The following is a 14791-nucleotide window of genomic DNA, read 5'->3' on the forward strand; positions in this document are numbered from 1 at the left end:
ATGAAATATATATTTTCGAAAGAGTGGAAGCTGATAGAGAAAGCAATGGCGGATGAATGCTGTCTCGAACTCCCTCGTTTGTTAAAAAATACGCTGGTGGTGGGAGAGGACCATCGTTTTTGGAACCATTCTGGAGTTGATTATTTTTCTTTATTAAGAGCCATCGTTAAAACTGGTGTTTTTAAGAATAGAGAAGGTGGCTCTACAATTGCTATGCAATTAGTTAGAGTCATTACATCTAACTATCAAGTGACATTAAAGAGAAAAGTTATTGAGATTTTTCTAGCAAAGAAAATTACACGCATCTACGGTAGGGAGAAAATATTGAGTAAGTATCTTCAATTGGCTTACTTTGGCTGGAACATGCATGGAATTATTGATGCGTCTACCAAGTTAAAAATAAACATTAGAAATATGAGCCTTGTTGATGCGGCTGATTTGGTTGCTAGATTAAAGTATCCTCAGTCTAGATTCCATAATCCAATACAAGATGAAAAGATAAAACGAAGATCTGTTTATATTGTAGGTAAACTTATTAATAGGCGCGCTGTTTAAATGGAACCATTCAAAAATCCATCAACATTAAGAAATATCGTTGGCACATATCCTGATGCAGCACATATAGCTGATGCTGTTATGTCTGGAGGCCAGTTTGCTAAACAAGCCATCGCTACTCAGTGGCTTTCTGAGGGGGTTCCTTATGCGTTTAAAGATGCTCCCTTGATATATGAGTCTGTGAGGTCATGGTTGAGTATCCGGCTCAATGTTGAACCAAAGAGCATTAATATTACAGGTAGTGGTAGGTTAGGGCAGTCATTATCACCAAAGCAACTAGGTAAGAAGTTTGGCTCTCATTCTGACCTAGACTTTTTCATCGTCAGTGAAAGTCTTTTCTCAAGGATTAGGGAGGATTTTAATCAGTGGTATGCTGACTATTATAGTGGAGTTGTAAAGCCTAAAAATGAACGTGAAGCTTCATTTTGGAAAGAAAATGCAGTGAGGGGAGAGCGAAGTATTGGGCGAGGGTTTATTGATGCCAATATTATACCTAATTTAGAGCCATACTCTCAGACTAGACAAATCTCACAAACAATGTGGTTGTTATCAGAAAGATTAAAAGTGACGACTGGTGCGCCAGAGGTAAAAGACATGAGTATTCGATGCTATAAAACTTGGGATGATTTTATAACTCAAACATTTTTAAATGTGGAATATTCACTACCCCAGGTGAAATAATAAACTCTCATGTGTTGGGCTTCACAGGCTTAGCGCCAACCTACCGATTGTGTAGGTTGTGGCTGAGCGTAGCGAAGCCCAACGTTTACCGCGTAATCTCATTTTTCCTGCCCCTTATCCCCAGCCCTTCTCCTCCTTTTCTAATAAATAGGATAAGGGAGTAATGCCGTTACCGCTGTCCGATTACGCTTCGCTAATCGAACCTACGTGGCTGGCGATCATATTTCCGGTGCTGCTTTATCCCCTCTCCCTCTGGGAGAGGGCAGGGTGAGGGTGGGTAGGGTACATTGCACCGCTGCTATTTATCTGCCAAAAGGTGTAATGCGCTGCGCTTATTACACCCTGCATCCAACCAACACACGACAGGATGTCATTGCTTGAAACTTGAATTTAACACTATCGATCTGGAGCGGGATTACGAGCTCTGTGTGCAGGCACGCAGGGATGCCTATTTCTGCAGTTTTCATACCCATGAAGGTTTTTCCGACTTTATCGACGGCTATCGGGAGCGGATCCGCGAAAGGCTGGGGCAAGCGCAATGGCACTACCTTCATGTCTGGGCGGGTGAACAACTAGTGGGGCAGCTGGAGTTTCGCAGTTTTTCCGATGAGCCCGAGACCGGCTATGTGCAGCTGATTTATCTGTTCCCTGAATATCGTGGCCGCGGGCTGGCCGCGCAGTTGCAGGCCTATATTCGCCAGCAGTTGCTGAGAGAGGGTTGTAAATGGGCGATGCTCTCCGTGAGTCGTACCAATGTGCGGGCCTTGAACCATTACCGGCGCTTTGGCTGGGTATTTCTGCGCCCCAATCCAAAACATCAGGAGACGGATTTTTATCGGCTGACTCTGGCCGATTGACCTCTGTGGTTGCTCCAGCTTATCCCCTCATTTATTCCCATCCCCCAAATAACTGAATCGTGAGTTAAATCCGGTAAATGGGGCGCGCTTGAGCCACACTTATGGCCACCCTGATTCAGCCTGTGCCGTGAGTGGCCGATAACTGGGGAAACGGTGGTGCGGTTGGGTTCTGGCTGACAGTTCTGTTGCAATATGCCAAGGTAGCGCCTCACGACAACAGCGCGATTCCCCGTGGTGGCGCGGGGCGGAAGAACAAGGATAACTGCTATGGTGCAGGACAGTGACACGATCAGGATCTCGGATGTCAGCGAGGCCGTGGTGCATGGCATTCTGGAGGTGACCAGCGATGGCATCTGGGATTGGCATGCCAATACCGGTTTTGTCTATCGCAACCCGGGCTGGTACCGGATGCTGGGTTACGAGCCTCACTCCCTCGGCAATACCGTCTTCACCTGGGAGAACGTGATCCACCCCGACGATCTGGCGGCGGTGATGGCGAAGTTCGATCTCTGCCTGAGCGGCAGCGCCCATGAGTATCGTGCCGAGTACCGTTGCCGCTGCCGGGATGGCAGTTACCTCTGGATTGAGGATTGCGGCCGCATCATTGAGCGCAATCCCGATGGGTCTGTGGCGCGGATGATCGGCGCCCATCGCGATATCCACGCCAGCAAGTTGTTGCTGGAGCAGCTGGAGCGGCGCAATCAGTCGCTGGAGCAGCAGGTTGCCGAGCGCACCGCCGAGCTGGTGCGACTCAACGAGGCGCTGCAACAGAAAGCCGAGGAGAACCGTCTGTTGGCAGAGACCGATGCCCTGACCGGTGCAGCCAGTCGCTATCGGCTGGAGCGGGCGTTGCAGCTGGAGTGCGAGCGGGCGCGCCGCTTCCATCAGCCGTTTACGGTGATCGCCATGGATGTGGACAACTTCAAGCAGATCAACGACAGCTATGGCCACAACGCCGGGGATCAGACCCTGATCAACATAGTGGCGCTGGTGCGCCGCCATATCCGCGAGATCGATCTGCTGGCCCGCTGGGGCGGTGATGAGTTTATGGTGTTGTTGCCCAACACCGGCCGCGAGGATGCGTTGGTGGTGGCGAGCAAGTTTCAGGCATTGATGGCGAGCGAGCCCATCTGCCCGCACGCTCCCGCTACCATGAGCTTCGGGCTGGCGGAGTATCAGCAGGATGAGCAGAAGGAGAGCCTGATGGTGCGCGCCGATCGGGCGCTCTATCAGGCCAAGCAGCTGGGTAAAGACCAGATCTGCTAACGCAGGGTACGGAAAGAAGAGCAGTAAAAAGGGCCGCAGGTTTGAAACCTGCGGCCCTTTTGCATTGTTACTGACGCGGCGCGACTTAGAAGTGGTAACGCAGACCCAGCTTGAAGGTATCCAGAGAGTAGTGCTCGTCACCCAGGCTCAGGGCGTCGAACTGGCGCTCGTAACCGATACCGGCAGAGAAGTGGTCGTTGAAGGCGTAGTCCAGACCGACTTCCAGATTGGGATGTACCTTGCTCTTGGTTGCGCTCTCGTTTACCTGACCGCTGAAACCGAGGATGGTGGCGTTGCCGACAACTTCTACTTCGGTGCGGGTGTAGGCGATGCCCGGTTTGGCATAGGCGCTGAAGCCCCAGGCCAGCGGCTGGCTCAGCTTGGCGGCCAGGCTAATGCTGCGGGTTTCGATGGTGGTGTCGGCAAAGCCGCTTGCAATCGGGGAGGTTACCCAGGTCAGCTGATCCATCTGCTGGGCGTGCAAGCCACCTTCAACCGCCAACCAGGGTTTGAAGCTGTAACCCACGATCAGGCTGCCGCCGTCGAGCTGGTCGTCGATCACTTTGGCGTCATAGGCGTCTTTGGCCGCACCATCGAGATCCATCTTGGAGGTAGTCAGATCCAGACCTGCATACCAGCCTTCAGCATGGGCGCCGCCATTCATGGCCAGAGCAAGCAGGGAGAATGCGGCAATTTTATTAAACTTGTTCATGGATAAATAACCTTGTGTTGCGTGAACTGCGTGTGATTTATATTGCTCAATCCATGAAGCTTTTTATATTTCCGTCATTGCTCTGCTTTCACAGAGGGGCCGCAGTATAGTCAGCACATTTCTGAATAACAAGAGAGTGATTTCCCCATTCTTCTAAATATGACTGGCTGCAAGCTGGGGCATTTTGTTTAATAAATGGTGTTATTAGAGTTTTAGCTTTATTGAGATTTAAATAATTAACTGGTGAGGCAAATGACAGGCTGAGAGTTAGGCTTTGATTCTATGTTATTGATTTGTATTGGTATTAAATTTTCATTCGAGCGTAGCCGTGATGAGTTGTCTAAAAATTGGCATCTCAGATGTCACTCACAGGCGTCAGGCTCTTTTCGATGATTTTTTGAACGCCTCACAAGGTGAAACCGTGAGAAAAAAATCTATCTTTTTGCCTGTTTTTTGCTCTCTTTGAGGTTTGGGATTGTTCCCATTGAGGGTTTTGGTGGTCTTTTGAGGCTGTTTATGCGTGGGCCATGTTGCCCATCAGATACGCGAATGGGCTCTTGTGGGTGGCTTTTCTCTTCCCTAGGCAGCACTCGTTGAGGTGGGCATGGGGTGTGATAAGCAGATATGGGATGCACGGTATGATTAATTTTGTTTGCTTATATACAAGCCATTTAAAAGATAGGTTTTTGGAGTTTTAAATAACTTTGTTATATTCGTTTTTATATTTTTAGAAGCTTTCCAATCAAGCCATTTAAATATATTGAATGGCAATGAAACGCTATTGGTGATCGTTTAGGATACCTTACCAGAACGGTCGTGATGGCTGGCGTATCAGTGGGCGGCGGGTGGCCGGTGACACTTCCCCTTGCCGGGGCCCTTGACCTGACCTGCGAATTCAGGGAAAAGAAAAGGGCGGTGCTATCAGCGCCGCCCAATGCCAGGAAAGAGAAAAAACCTTACGGTTTAAAAGATAAAAATTTGGAAGCAAACAATCGATTTCTCAACCAGGAAGGGTCTTGAATTCGATACGTTTCGATTATGCGCGATGTTCTATGCAGCACTAGCAAAATGTTTGCGGGTTGAAAGATATGCACTGTCTGGTGTCAGATTTTGCTACCTCATCGTTCAACTGGTCTGTCCTGATGGGTGTTATAGGCGATTTTTTCTCTAGGCTGTTTTTTCGGTGTCAATATCTGAGCCTTGAAGGTAAAAACAGGTCAGAAGCTGACTCGGCATAACCATGCAATGAAAGTGCGATAACAAGGAAGAGTGGCATGACCTACAGCCAGACCCTGGCCAACAATATTCTCGACACCCTGAAGAAGACCCTGACCGACAAGGGGATCCGCTATCAGACCCTGGCAGAAGCCATGGGTGTCTCCATCGCGACCGTGAAACGGATGATGAACAAGCCCTCGCTGCCGTTCGATACTCTGCTGGAGATCTGCCATTTGGTGGGGCTCTCGTTCGAGGAGTTGCTGGATCGCACTCAGGACGCCCAGAGCCGCCGCGCCGTCTTCACTCAGGAGCAGGATGAGGCGTTTCACAACGAGCCGGGGCTCTACGCCTTTCTCGCCAATATCTTCTGGCGCGACAAGACGCTGATCGATCTCAAGCGGGAGTACGGCCTGACCGATGCCTCCTGCTACCTCTATCTGCGCAAGCTGGAGAAGCTCGGCATTTTGCAGCTTGGTATCGACAACAGTTACCACTTCCTGATCAGTGAGCGGATCAGCTTCGAGCAGCACAGCCGTTTCGCCCGCCAGCAGGCACGGCAGGCGATGTCGGTGCTGGGGGAGTATCTGGTGGAGAACATGCACAAGTCGAACAACTATATGGCGCTCTGCCAGTTGCACCTCAACGAGGGGGAGGCGATGGCGCTGATCGACCGGATGAAGGAGTACTGGCATCAGGAGATCAAGCTCAACCGCCCCGCCATCGGCCAGCAGGAGCACGCCAAGACCTACACCATGTCGCTGCAACTGGCCGACTGCGGCTACCAGAGCTTCGACGACATGATCCCCAATATCGACAACTGATCCCGGCGGATCCTGCGGGATCCGCTCTGTTGGCTGGAGTCTAATCGGCGACCCGGGTTTGTTGCAGCTTGCCTGCGATCGGTTGCAGCGCCCGGGTATCGAGACAGATACGGATGGCATCCGGCCGCCAGTGCTCGATATCACAATCCACCAGAGCACCCCGCTCGTCGTAGTTGACCCGCACCAGCCGCAGCACCGCGCTCCCCTCCGCCAGATTGAGGGCGCGGGCGATGGCGCCGCGTGCCGCCGAGGGGGTGATCTCGAGACTCGCCCCGCCCTGGCCTATGCCATAGCGCTGCTGATAGAGCTCGGTGAGGGAGCTGGCCAGCGGTGCGCTGGCGATATCGGGAAAGCGGCTCGCCAGCAGGTGGTGGCTGACATGAAGCACAGGTCGCCCATCGATCAGCCGCTGGCGGCGGATCTCATAAAGTGGAGTAAAGGGTTCCAGCCCCATCCAGCGGCACAGCTCGCTGCTGGCAAGCTCGCTGCCGTGGGCCAGCACCCGGGTTTCGGCGGTGCGCTGCTGCTCGCCGATCCACTGGTGAAAGTGGGTGTGGATGGCGGGATCGTAGGTGAGGCGGGGTGGCGCCACAAACCAGCCGCGCCGCTCGGCACGGTAGATAAGGCCGTCCGCTTCGAGGCTGGAGAGCGCCTCCTTGATGGTGATGCGGGTGGTGGCGAAACGCTCGCTCAGGGCCCGTTCGGCGGGCAGCTGCTGCCCGGCCCCCAATTGGCCGCTGCCGATATAGCGGCGCAGGGTCTGGCAAATCTGTTCGCACTTGGAGGAGGAGCGGCCATCGGCCATGCTCTGTTCGTTCACTCTCTGCTCGCTCAATCTCGGCTCGGTCACACTCTTGTCCCTGTTGCTTATTCAGAAGGCGGATGACTGGAGTAGTCCAGCCTCACTCGGGTTCAGAGTTGTAACGGCTGTGGATGACAGCGCCATGACAGGGTGATTGTCATCAAACTGCCATTAAAGCGCCCCGCCACCGTCACAATTCCCCTCTAGCATCCCTCTCGAACCTTAACTGACCTAGTCCAGAGGGATGGGATGATGAAAAGCGTGATCGCAAGTGCACTGGCCCTGGTGGCCATCAGCCAACCACTTTTTGCCGCCGACAATATCGCGGATCTTGAGAAGGCCGCTCGCGGCGAGGGCCAGCTCCACAGCATCGGCATGCCCGACAGCTGGGCCAACTGGAAGGATACCTGGCAGCAGCTGGGCAGCATCTACGGCATCAAGCATCAGGATACCGACATGAGCTCGGCGCAGGAGATCGCCAAGTTCGCCGCCGAGAAGGCCAACGCCACCGCCGACATCGGCGACGTGGGCGGCGCCTTCGGCCCGGTTGCGGTCAAGCAGGGGGTCACCCAGCCCTACAAACCCTCCACCTGGGCTGATATTCCCAACTGGGCCAAGGACGCCGACGGTCACTGGATGCTGGCCTATACCGGCACCATCGCCTTCCTGATCAACAAGGATCTGGTCAAGGCCGCCCCCACCAGCTGGCAATCCCTGCTGGGTGGCGACTACAAGGTGACCCTGGGTGATGTGGGTGTCGCCTCGCAGGCCAACAACGGCGTGCTGGCGGCGGCCTATGCCACCGGCGGCAGCGAGAAGAATCTGAAACCTGCACTGGAGCTGTTCGGCCAGCTGGCCAAGCAGGGTCGTCTCTCCCTGAACGATCCCACCATCGCCAACATCGAGAAGGGCGAGGTGGAAGTGGGTGTGCTGTGGGACTTCAACGCCCTCAACTACCGCGACCAGATCGACCCCAAGAAGTTTGATGTGGTGATCCCGAGTGACGGTTCAGTCATCGCCGGTTACACCACCATCATCAACAAGTGGGCCAAGAACCCCAACGCCGCCAAACTGGCGCGGGAATACATCCTCTCCGATGCCGGTCAAATCAACCTGGCCCGTGGCTACGCCCGCCCGATCCGCAGCAATGTGACCCTGCCGGATGACGTGAAGGCCAAGCTGCTGCCCGCCGAGCAGTACGCCAATGCCAAGCCGGTGCAGGATCACGCCGCCTGGGAGCAGAGTTCCAAAGCCCTGCCGCGTCAGTGGCAAGAAACCGTCATGATCAACATGCAGTAAGGGAATCCAGTGCAACGCAAGGTGATAGTGGTACTTGTGGATGGTCTGGCAGCCGAGGTAGCCCACACCATGGGCTACCTCGGTGGCATGGTGGAGGCGGGGCGGGGCCTGCATACGACCCTGAATGCGGCCCTGCCGTCTCTCTCCCGACCCCTCTACGAGTGCATCCTGACCGGCGTGCCGCCGGTGGTGAGTGGCATCACCCACAACGGGGTGAGTCGTCTCAGTCTGCATGACTCCATCTTCCATCTGGCCCGCGCCGCGGGCAAACGCACCGCAGCGGCGGCCTACCATTGGGTGAGCGAACTCTACAACCGCAGCCCCTGGCTGGCGGCCCGTGATCGCTTTACTCACGACGAGCAACTGCCTATCCAGCACGGCTGCTTCTACTGGGATGACCACTACCCCGACAGTCATCTGCTGATAGATGGCGAGTGGCTGCGAACCCAATACGATCCCGATTTTCTGCTGATCCACCCGATGGGGGTGGACGATGCGGGCCACAAGTTTGGCCTCGATTCCCGCCAGTACCGCAATCAGGCGCGCCGGATGGACAGCCTGCTGGCCGATCTGCTGCCCCAGTGGCTGGCGGAGGGGTATCAGGTGGTAGTCACCTCGGATCATGGCATGAACAACGACCTGAGCCACGGCGGCACCCTGCCGGAAGAGCGCACCGTGCCACTCTGGCTGTTTGGCGATGCCTTTATCGAGCGCTGGCCGGATGGGGTAGTGATCGCCCAGACCCAGCTCTGCGCCCTGATGGCCGATCTGTTGGGCATTCCCCACGACAAGCCGGCAGCGCCACCGCTACTCAAGGCCGCCTTTATGCGCGAGGTGCACTGATGATGCCTGCCACCACCGAGATCCTCGCGGATCGACCCGTGGCCACCATGCGCAAGGTGCGCCGCCACTGGCTGCCCGCGCTGGTGCTGCTGCCGTTTATTCTCTTGATGATCCTGTTCCAGCTCGCCCCCATGGTGTGGGTGCTGGTGGGCAGTTTCCAAACCCCGGATGGCTGGGGCATCGACTACTACTGGGAGATTTTGAGCTCCCCCTTCTACCTGCAATCGTTCGGCAACTCGTTGCGCATTGCCGGTATCGCCAGTCTGGCGGGGCTTGCCATCGGCACCCTCGGGGCGGCAGCGCTACGTCACAGCGGTGAGCGGGTCAAGCGGCTGCTGCTGGCCTTCGTCACCATGACCGGCAACTTCAGCGGTGTGCCGCTGGCATTCGCCTTTATCATCATTCTCGGCATCAATGGTGCAGTGACTCTGCTGCTGAAATCCTGGGGCCTTATCGACGGCTTCAACCTCTACTCGGGCAGCGGCCTTATCCTCATCTACACCTACTTCCAGATCCCGCTCGCCCTGCTGCTGCTCTATCCGGCCTTCGATGCGCTGCAGGATGAGTGGCCACAGGCCGCCGCGCTGCTCGGCGCGAGCAAGGGGCAGTATGTGTGGCATGTGGCACTGCCGGTGCTGACGCCTGCGTTGCTTGGCACCTTGATCATCCTGTTTGCCAACGCGGTGGGGGCCTATGCCTCAGCCTACGCACTCACCACCGGCAACTTCAATCTGGTGACCATCCGGGTGGCCAGTCTGGTCTCCGGCGACATCTTCCTCGAGCCCAATATGGCGGCGGCGCTGGCGGTGATCCTGATGGTGCTGCTGGGAGTGGTGACGGCCGCCAACCAGTGGCTGCTGAAAAAGAGCTATGTGAACAAGGGGCAATCCCATGCATGATTTGACGCCGCGCTGGCCCAAGTGGGTGCTGGGTGGGCTGGTCGCCACCCTGCTGCTGCCGCTGCTGGCTACCTTTCTCTACTCCATCTCCACCCGCTGGGGGGCGACCCTGCTGCCGGACGGCTTCACCCTCGACTGGTATCTCAAACTGTGGGGCGACCCACGTTTTCTGGCGGCGTTTGGCCGCAGTCTGCTGGTCTGTTTCGCTACCCTGCTGCTGGGGACCCTGGTGCTGGTACCGACCGTGCTGGTGGTGGCCTACTACTTCCCCAAGCTGGATCCCTGGATGAACCTGTTGATCCTGCTCCCCTTCGCGGTGCCGCCAGTGGTCTCGTCAGTGGGGCTGCTGCAGATCTACGCCGATGGTGTCCTGCCCATTATCGGCACGCCGTGGATCCTGATCGGCACCTGGTTCACCGTGGTGCTCCCCTTTATGTACCGGGCGCTGGCCAACAGCCTGCAAGGGGTACCGCTCAGGGATTTGATGGATGCCGCCCATCTGCTGGGGGCAAGCAGTCGGCGCGCCTTTCTGCTGGTGGTGATCCCCTGCCTGCGCAAGGGCCTGCTGGCGGCGCTGTTTCTCTCCCTCTCCTTCCTGCTCGGCGAGTTCGTGTTTGCCAACATGCTGGTGGGCACCCGTTACGAGACCCTGCAGGTCTACCTCTACAACATGCGCGCCACTTCTGGCCACTTCACCAGTGCGCTGGTGATGAGTTACTTCCTGCTGACCCTGCTGCTCACCTGGGCGGCCAACAGATTTCATCGGTGATCCAAGATGTTTCATTTAGCAGTCAATCAGTTGCACAAATCCTACGGCGATACGCCGGTGTTCGAGGGGATCGAATTCGGCATCCGCAAGGGGGAGCTGGTGACCCTGCTCGGCCCCTCCGGCTGCGGCAAATCCACCCTGCTGAGGGCGCTGGCCGGGCTCACTCCGGTGGATGGCGGTCAGGTGCGGGTGGCCGGTGAAGAGATCACCTGGCAGGCGCCCCAGAAGCGGGGCATCGGCATGGTGTTCCAGAGCTATGCGCTGTTCCCCAACATGACGGTGTGGGACAACGTCGCCTTCGGCCTCAAGATGAAACCCCAGCCCGGACGGGAGTTGGCGGCCAGCGTGCAGGAGGCATTGGCGCTGGTGGAGCTGACCGGCTTCGAGCGCCGCTATCCGGCCGAGCTCTCCGGCGGTCAGCGCCAGCGGGTGGCATTGGCCCGGGCTTTGGTGGTGCAGCCGCGGATCCTGCTGCTGGACGAGCCGCTCTCGGCGCTGGATGCCCGCATCCGCCGCAGCCTGCGCCAGCAGATCCGCGAGATCCAGCAGCGCCTTGAGCTCACCACCATCTTCGTGACTCACGATCAGGAGGAGGCGCTTACCATGTCGGACAGGATCTTCCTGATGAACAAGGGATCCATCGTCCAGAGCGGTACACCGGAGGAGATCTATACCCGTCCCGCCAGCGAGTTTGTGGCGAGCTTTATCGGCAACTACAACCTGCTTGGCGCCGAGCAGGGCAAGTCGCTGTTTGGCCCCCGTTTTCAGGGCAAGCTGGCACTGCGGCCTGAGTCCATTACCCTGCTGCCCGCCGGGGCGACCAGCAGCGAACCCAGCCTGCCCGGCATCGTTCGCCAGCAACAGCTGCTCGGCAACGTGATCCGCTATCAGGTGGAATGCGAGGCGGGGCTGTTGACGGTGGATTGCCTCAACCGCTCGGCTGGCGATCTGCTGGCCACCGGCAGTGCCGTGACCCTGGCAGTGGCCCGGGATCAACTCTGTGAGGTAGCATGAGGCCGCATTTCATTTCCATTTTTACTGCGAGGAGCGCCCATGGCACTGGCACTGTTTGATCTGGACGAGACCCTGATTGCGGGGGATTCCGCCAGCCTCTGGCTGGAGTACATGGTGGCCGAGGAGCTGGCGCCCGCCAGCATGATCGCTGAGGAGCAGGCCATGATGTCCCTCTACCATCAAGGCAAGATGGATATGCACCAGTACATGGCCTTCACCCTGCAACCGCTGGCGGGCAAGACGCGCCAGTGGCTCGACTCGCTCTCTACCCGCTTTGCCGAGCAGGTGCTGCGCGAGCGCCTCTACCCCGAGGGGTTGGCGCGCATCGAATGGCATCGGGAGCGGGGCGACGATCTGGTGCTTATCTCCGCCTCCGGCGAGCATCTGGTGGCCCCCATGGCGAAGATGCTGGGGATGGATCACTGCGTGGCCATCCTGCTCGACGAGGAAGCCGGCATGCTGACCGGCCAGACCCGCGGCACTCTCAGTTTTCGCGAGGGCAAGGTGGCCCGCATCAACCAGCTCTTTGCCGGCAGGGACCACCTCTGGCAGGGGAGCTTTGGCTACAGCGACTCCCACAACGATCTGCCCATGCTGCGGGCGGTGAGCCATCCCCACGCGGTCAATCCTGCCCCCGCGCTGCGTCAGCAGGCCGAGGAGCTGGGCTGGCCGGTGTGGGAGTGGCAGCGCTGAGTCGCGCGCCACACAGGCTTAACGTGTGACAGAAGCACGAAAAACAAAGAGAGAGGCTGGAGCCTCTCTCTTTGTTTTTACTGACGGAGTTGTGGTTGGTGCTGGCCGTTGGGGCTACCCTTCGTTGGTTTGTTGTCGGGGCTCGCCAAAGGCGGGAACGCCCTCCTCGGCACTCTGGTGAGGGGTATGGCGCAGCGGGAAGCAGATACGGTTTTTCCCCTCCCGCTTGGCCTGATAGACCCCCTTGTCGGCCAGCTCCACCAGCTCTTTGGCCGAGAGCCCGGAGCGGCTGAAAGCCACCCCGCCGCTGATGGTGATGGTGAGATCGGGTTCGCGCCACTCCAGCTGCTCCACCCCGAGCCGGAACGCTTCCAGCAGGGAGGGGAGCATCGGCTGCTCTTCGCCGTAACGGAAGATCAGCACCAGCTCCTCGCCGCCATAGCGGCAGAACCAGCCCCACTCGTGGAACAGATTCATGCCAAGCTTGCTCACTCGCTTGAGCACCACATCCCCTGCCTGATGGCCGTGGGTATCGTTGACTCGCTTGAAATCATCCAGATCGAACATCACCACCCCGAAGGGGGCGCCACTGTTAAGCTGCTTCTGCAGGCACTCGTCGAAGAAGCGACGATTGTAGAGCCCGGTGAGCTTGTCTTGATGGGCTTGCAGGCGGATCTGGGCAAAGTCCTGGCTGGCGGCATCCATCTCTTCATAGACCTTGGCCAGCTCCAGCATGCGGCGGCCGTTGTAGGCGATACCGCCGGAGCGGCTGGCGCGGATCAGCAGGGTGATCTCCCCCAGCATCCGGCGGAAGTAGCGGGACCAGAGCAGGGCCAGCAGCAGATAGAGAATGCAGGCGACGGCAATCATCAACTGCACGTTGATAGAGACGCTGTCGATCACCTGCTGCATGCTGGCAGTCGGCTCGACGCTGAGCAGGATCCAGCGCTGCTCGGGGATGCGGTAGTAGGAGACCATCAGGCCGCTGGCATTATCGAGGAAAAAGCCCTGCGGCTGCTGCATCCGGGCCAGCCAGTCGGGGTGAGCGAGGGGTTTGAATACCCGTTCGCGATCCGGATGGGCCAGCACCAGCCCGTCATGGTTGAGCAGGATCTGATAGCCATTGCCCAGATGGTGACTCTGATCATGCCGACTGTTTAGCCAGTTGGCGAGGGGGGTGAGCTGGGTATCCAGCGAGAGTACGCCAACCCGCTTGCCGTCAGGATCTTCAATTACCCTGGCCAGCGCCATGGTGAGAGTGCCCAAGGTGTAGTCGTAATAAGGAGCAGTCCAGACAATCTGTCCGGGATGGCTGGCGGCCAGCAGATACCAGGGGCGGGTTCTGGGATCGAACTTCTCGTCGGCCTGCCATGATGGGTGGATCAGCATCTTGCGATGCTCGGTGCCCACGTAGACGTAATCGAGCTCCATCACCTTGTGATAGGCCTGCCACTGTTGCAGGTAGCGCTCGCCGTTAAGGATCTCCGGGCCGCTGAAATCCCGATAATTTACCTGCTGATAAATGAGCGTAAACTGGCGTTTGAGGGTCGCCAGATAGGGTTCGATCAGGGTATGGAAATACTGGGTGTTGCGAGCAATCAGGTTCTGTTGCTGCTCGTGGCGCAGGGTGCGCTCCATATGCAGGTAGTAGATGCTGCCGAGCAGCAACACAGGGATAAAGAGCAAGAGGAGGCCCAGCCGCATGCGGGTGATCAAAGACCAAGTGTTCTTGGGCTTGGCGGGGGACATGAACAGATCCTTTTCGTCTCGGGTGGCACCAGCATATATGATGCTGTGCGGCTCGTCTAAAGGCAGCAAATGAGATGTTTCCGATGCTGAACCACACTCTGCTCTCAATGATTCATTATGGCAGCATAGCGGTGCTAATCCTTGCCCTCTGTGTCGAGTATCTGATCTTTCGGCGCGGCCTGAACATGCTGCGAGTGCGCCGCCTGCTGCTGGCAGATGGGGTGGCAGCGCTGGCGCTCTTCTCCATCTTTGCGACCGGGTGTCTGCTGGCCCTCGAACATGCCAGCTCGGTGGCAGAGATCTTTGTCCATCCTGCCCACAGCCTCAAGATGGGGCTGTTTCTGCTGATTGTCGGCTCCCTCGTTTATCCCAGCCGCCTCTTCTATCGCTGGCGTCGTGCCCTGCGTCTGGGCAAGGCGCCGATGATCTCCATTCAGCAGCACTTCCGGGTGGTGTGGATCCTGCGGGGCAATCTGCTACTGATTGCCCTGTTGGCCGTGTTCACCAAGCCCTCGCTGCTGTAACACTCGCTGTGCTCAAAAGCAGTGCGATGCAGAGCATGGAGAGCGAGAGCGAAGACAAAGAGTGGAGACAAGAGGATAGGGAGGCGGGT

General features: G+C 57.3%; 16 protein-coding genes. 13 read left to right on the forward strand and 3 right to left on the reverse strand.

Features of this window, described 5'->3' with window-relative positions; translation table 11 throughout:
* The 4 genes from I6L49_RS17140 to I6L49_RS17155 all read left to right on the forward strand — a co-directional run bounded on the left by I6L49_RS17140 (position 1) and on the right by I6L49_RS17155 (position 3359).
* Entirely contained in the window at positions 1-555 is a 555-nt protein-coding gene (locus tag I6L49_RS17140; RefSeq protein WP_216949996.1) for a biosynthetic peptidoglycan transglycosylase, read from the forward strand.
* The gene (locus tag I6L49_RS17145) at positions 556-1236 is read left to right on the forward strand and encodes a hypothetical protein (protein WP_164535845.1); all 681 of its coding nucleotides are present in this window, start codon (positions 556-558) and stop codon (positions 1234-1236) included. It begins immediately after the preceding gene.
* Between the two features lie 377 nt (positions 1237-1613).
* On the forward strand, positions 1614-2093 hold the full coding sequence (locus I6L49_RS17150) for a GNAT family N-acetyltransferase (protein WP_216949997.1): 480 nt from the start codon (positions 1614-1616) through the stop codon (positions 2091-2093).
* A 267-nt stretch (positions 2094-2360) separates the two neighbouring features.
* Positions 2361-3359 carry a sensor domain-containing diguanylate cyclase gene (locus I6L49_RS17155; RefSeq protein ID WP_058057085.1) on the forward strand — a complete coding sequence of 333 codons (999 nt, stop codon included), beginning with the start codon at positions 2361-2363 and terminating at the stop codon, positions 3357-3359.
* Positions 3360-3444: 85 nt separating this feature from the next.
* Here I6L49_RS17155 and I6L49_RS17160 read toward each other — a convergent pair whose 3' ends face one another.
* Positions 3445-4071 carry a porin family protein gene (locus I6L49_RS17160; RefSeq protein WP_019445458.1) on the reverse strand — a complete coding sequence of 209 codons (627 nt, stop codon included), beginning with the start codon at positions 4069-4071 and terminating at the stop codon, positions 3445-3447.
* Between the two features lie 819 nt (positions 4072-4890).
* On the opposite strand from I6L49_RS17160, the gene I6L49_RS17165 reads away from it, so the two are divergent.
* Both I6L49_RS17165 and I6L49_RS17170 read left to right on the forward strand, forming a co-directional pair.
* On the forward strand, positions 4891-5091 hold the full coding sequence (locus tag I6L49_RS17165) for a hypothetical protein (RefSeq protein WP_216949998.1): 201 nt from the start codon (positions 4891-4893) through the stop codon (positions 5089-5091).
* A 254-nt stretch (positions 5092-5345) separates the two neighbouring features.
* Positions 5346-6110 carry a helix-turn-helix transcriptional regulator gene (locus I6L49_RS17170; protein ID WP_005336490.1) on the forward strand — a complete coding sequence of 255 codons (765 nt, stop codon included), beginning with the start codon at positions 5346-5348 and terminating at the stop codon, positions 6108-6110.
* Positions 6111-6150: 40 nt separating this feature from the next.
* Here the strand turns inward: I6L49_RS17170 and I6L49_RS17175 are convergent, their stop codons facing one another.
* On the reverse strand, positions 6151-6981 hold the full coding sequence (locus I6L49_RS17175) for a UTRA domain-containing protein (protein WP_235657013.1): 831 nt from the start codon (positions 6979-6981) through the stop codon (positions 6151-6153).
* A 183-nt stretch (positions 6982-7164) separates the two neighbouring features.
* On the opposite strand from I6L49_RS17175, the gene I6L49_RS17180 reads away from it, so the two are divergent.
* The 6 genes from I6L49_RS17180 to I6L49_RS17205 are packed head-to-tail and all read left to right on the forward strand — an operon-like array spanning position 7165 to position 12429.
* Entirely contained in the window at positions 7165-8211 is a 1047-nt protein-coding gene (locus I6L49_RS17180) for an ABC transporter substrate-binding protein (protein WP_216951678.1), read from the forward strand.
* A 9-nt stretch (positions 8212-8220) separates the two neighbouring features.
* Positions 8221-9054 carry an alkaline phosphatase family protein gene (locus I6L49_RS17185; protein ID WP_216949999.1) on the forward strand — a complete coding sequence of 278 codons (834 nt, stop codon included), beginning with the start codon at positions 8221-8223 and terminating at the stop codon, positions 9052-9054.
* Positions 9054-9953 (forward strand): ABC transporter permease subunit, encoded by a 900-nt coding sequence (locus I6L49_RS17190; protein ID WP_216950000.1) that lies wholly within the window; start codon positions 9054-9056, stop codon positions 9951-9953. Before I6L49_RS17185 ends, I6L49_RS17190 begins: the two co-directional genes overlap by 1 nt.
* A complete protein-coding gene (locus I6L49_RS17195) occupies positions 9946-10722 on the forward strand; it encodes an ABC transporter permease (RefSeq protein WP_005355251.1) in 777 nt (258 codons plus the stop codon). Before I6L49_RS17190 ends, I6L49_RS17195 begins: the two co-directional genes overlap by 8 nt.
* Before the next feature lie 6 nt (positions 10723-10728).
* Positions 10729-11736 carry an ABC transporter ATP-binding protein gene (locus tag I6L49_RS17200; protein ID WP_216950001.1) on the forward strand — a complete coding sequence of 336 codons (1008 nt, stop codon included), beginning with the start codon at positions 10729-10731 and terminating at the stop codon, positions 11734-11736.
* A 39-nt stretch (positions 11737-11775) separates the two neighbouring features.
* Positions 11776-12429, forward strand: a complete 654-nt coding sequence (locus I6L49_RS17205) for an HAD family phosphatase (RefSeq protein ID WP_216950002.1) — start codon at positions 11776-11778, stop codon at positions 12427-12429.
* A 114-nt stretch (positions 12430-12543) separates the two neighbouring features.
* Here I6L49_RS17205 and I6L49_RS17210 read toward each other — a convergent pair whose 3' ends face one another.
* Positions 12544-14178 carry a sensor domain-containing diguanylate cyclase gene (locus tag I6L49_RS17210; RefSeq protein WP_216950003.1) on the reverse strand — a complete coding sequence of 545 codons (1635 nt, stop codon included), beginning with the start codon at positions 14176-14178 and terminating at the stop codon, positions 12544-12546.
* Positions 14179-14261: 83 nt separating this feature from the next.
* On the opposite strand from I6L49_RS17210, the gene I6L49_RS17215 reads away from it, so the two are divergent.
* A complete protein-coding gene (locus I6L49_RS17215; RefSeq protein WP_216950004.1) occupies positions 14262-14702 on the forward strand; it encodes a DUF2214 family protein in 441 nt (146 codons plus the stop codon).
* Positions 14703-14791: the final 89 nt, after the last annotated feature.

Source organism: Aeromonas sp. FDAARGOS 1419 (assembly GCF_019047045.1).
Lineage (GTDB): Bacteria > Pseudomonadota > Gammaproteobacteria > Enterobacterales > Aeromonadaceae > Aeromonas > Aeromonas veronii.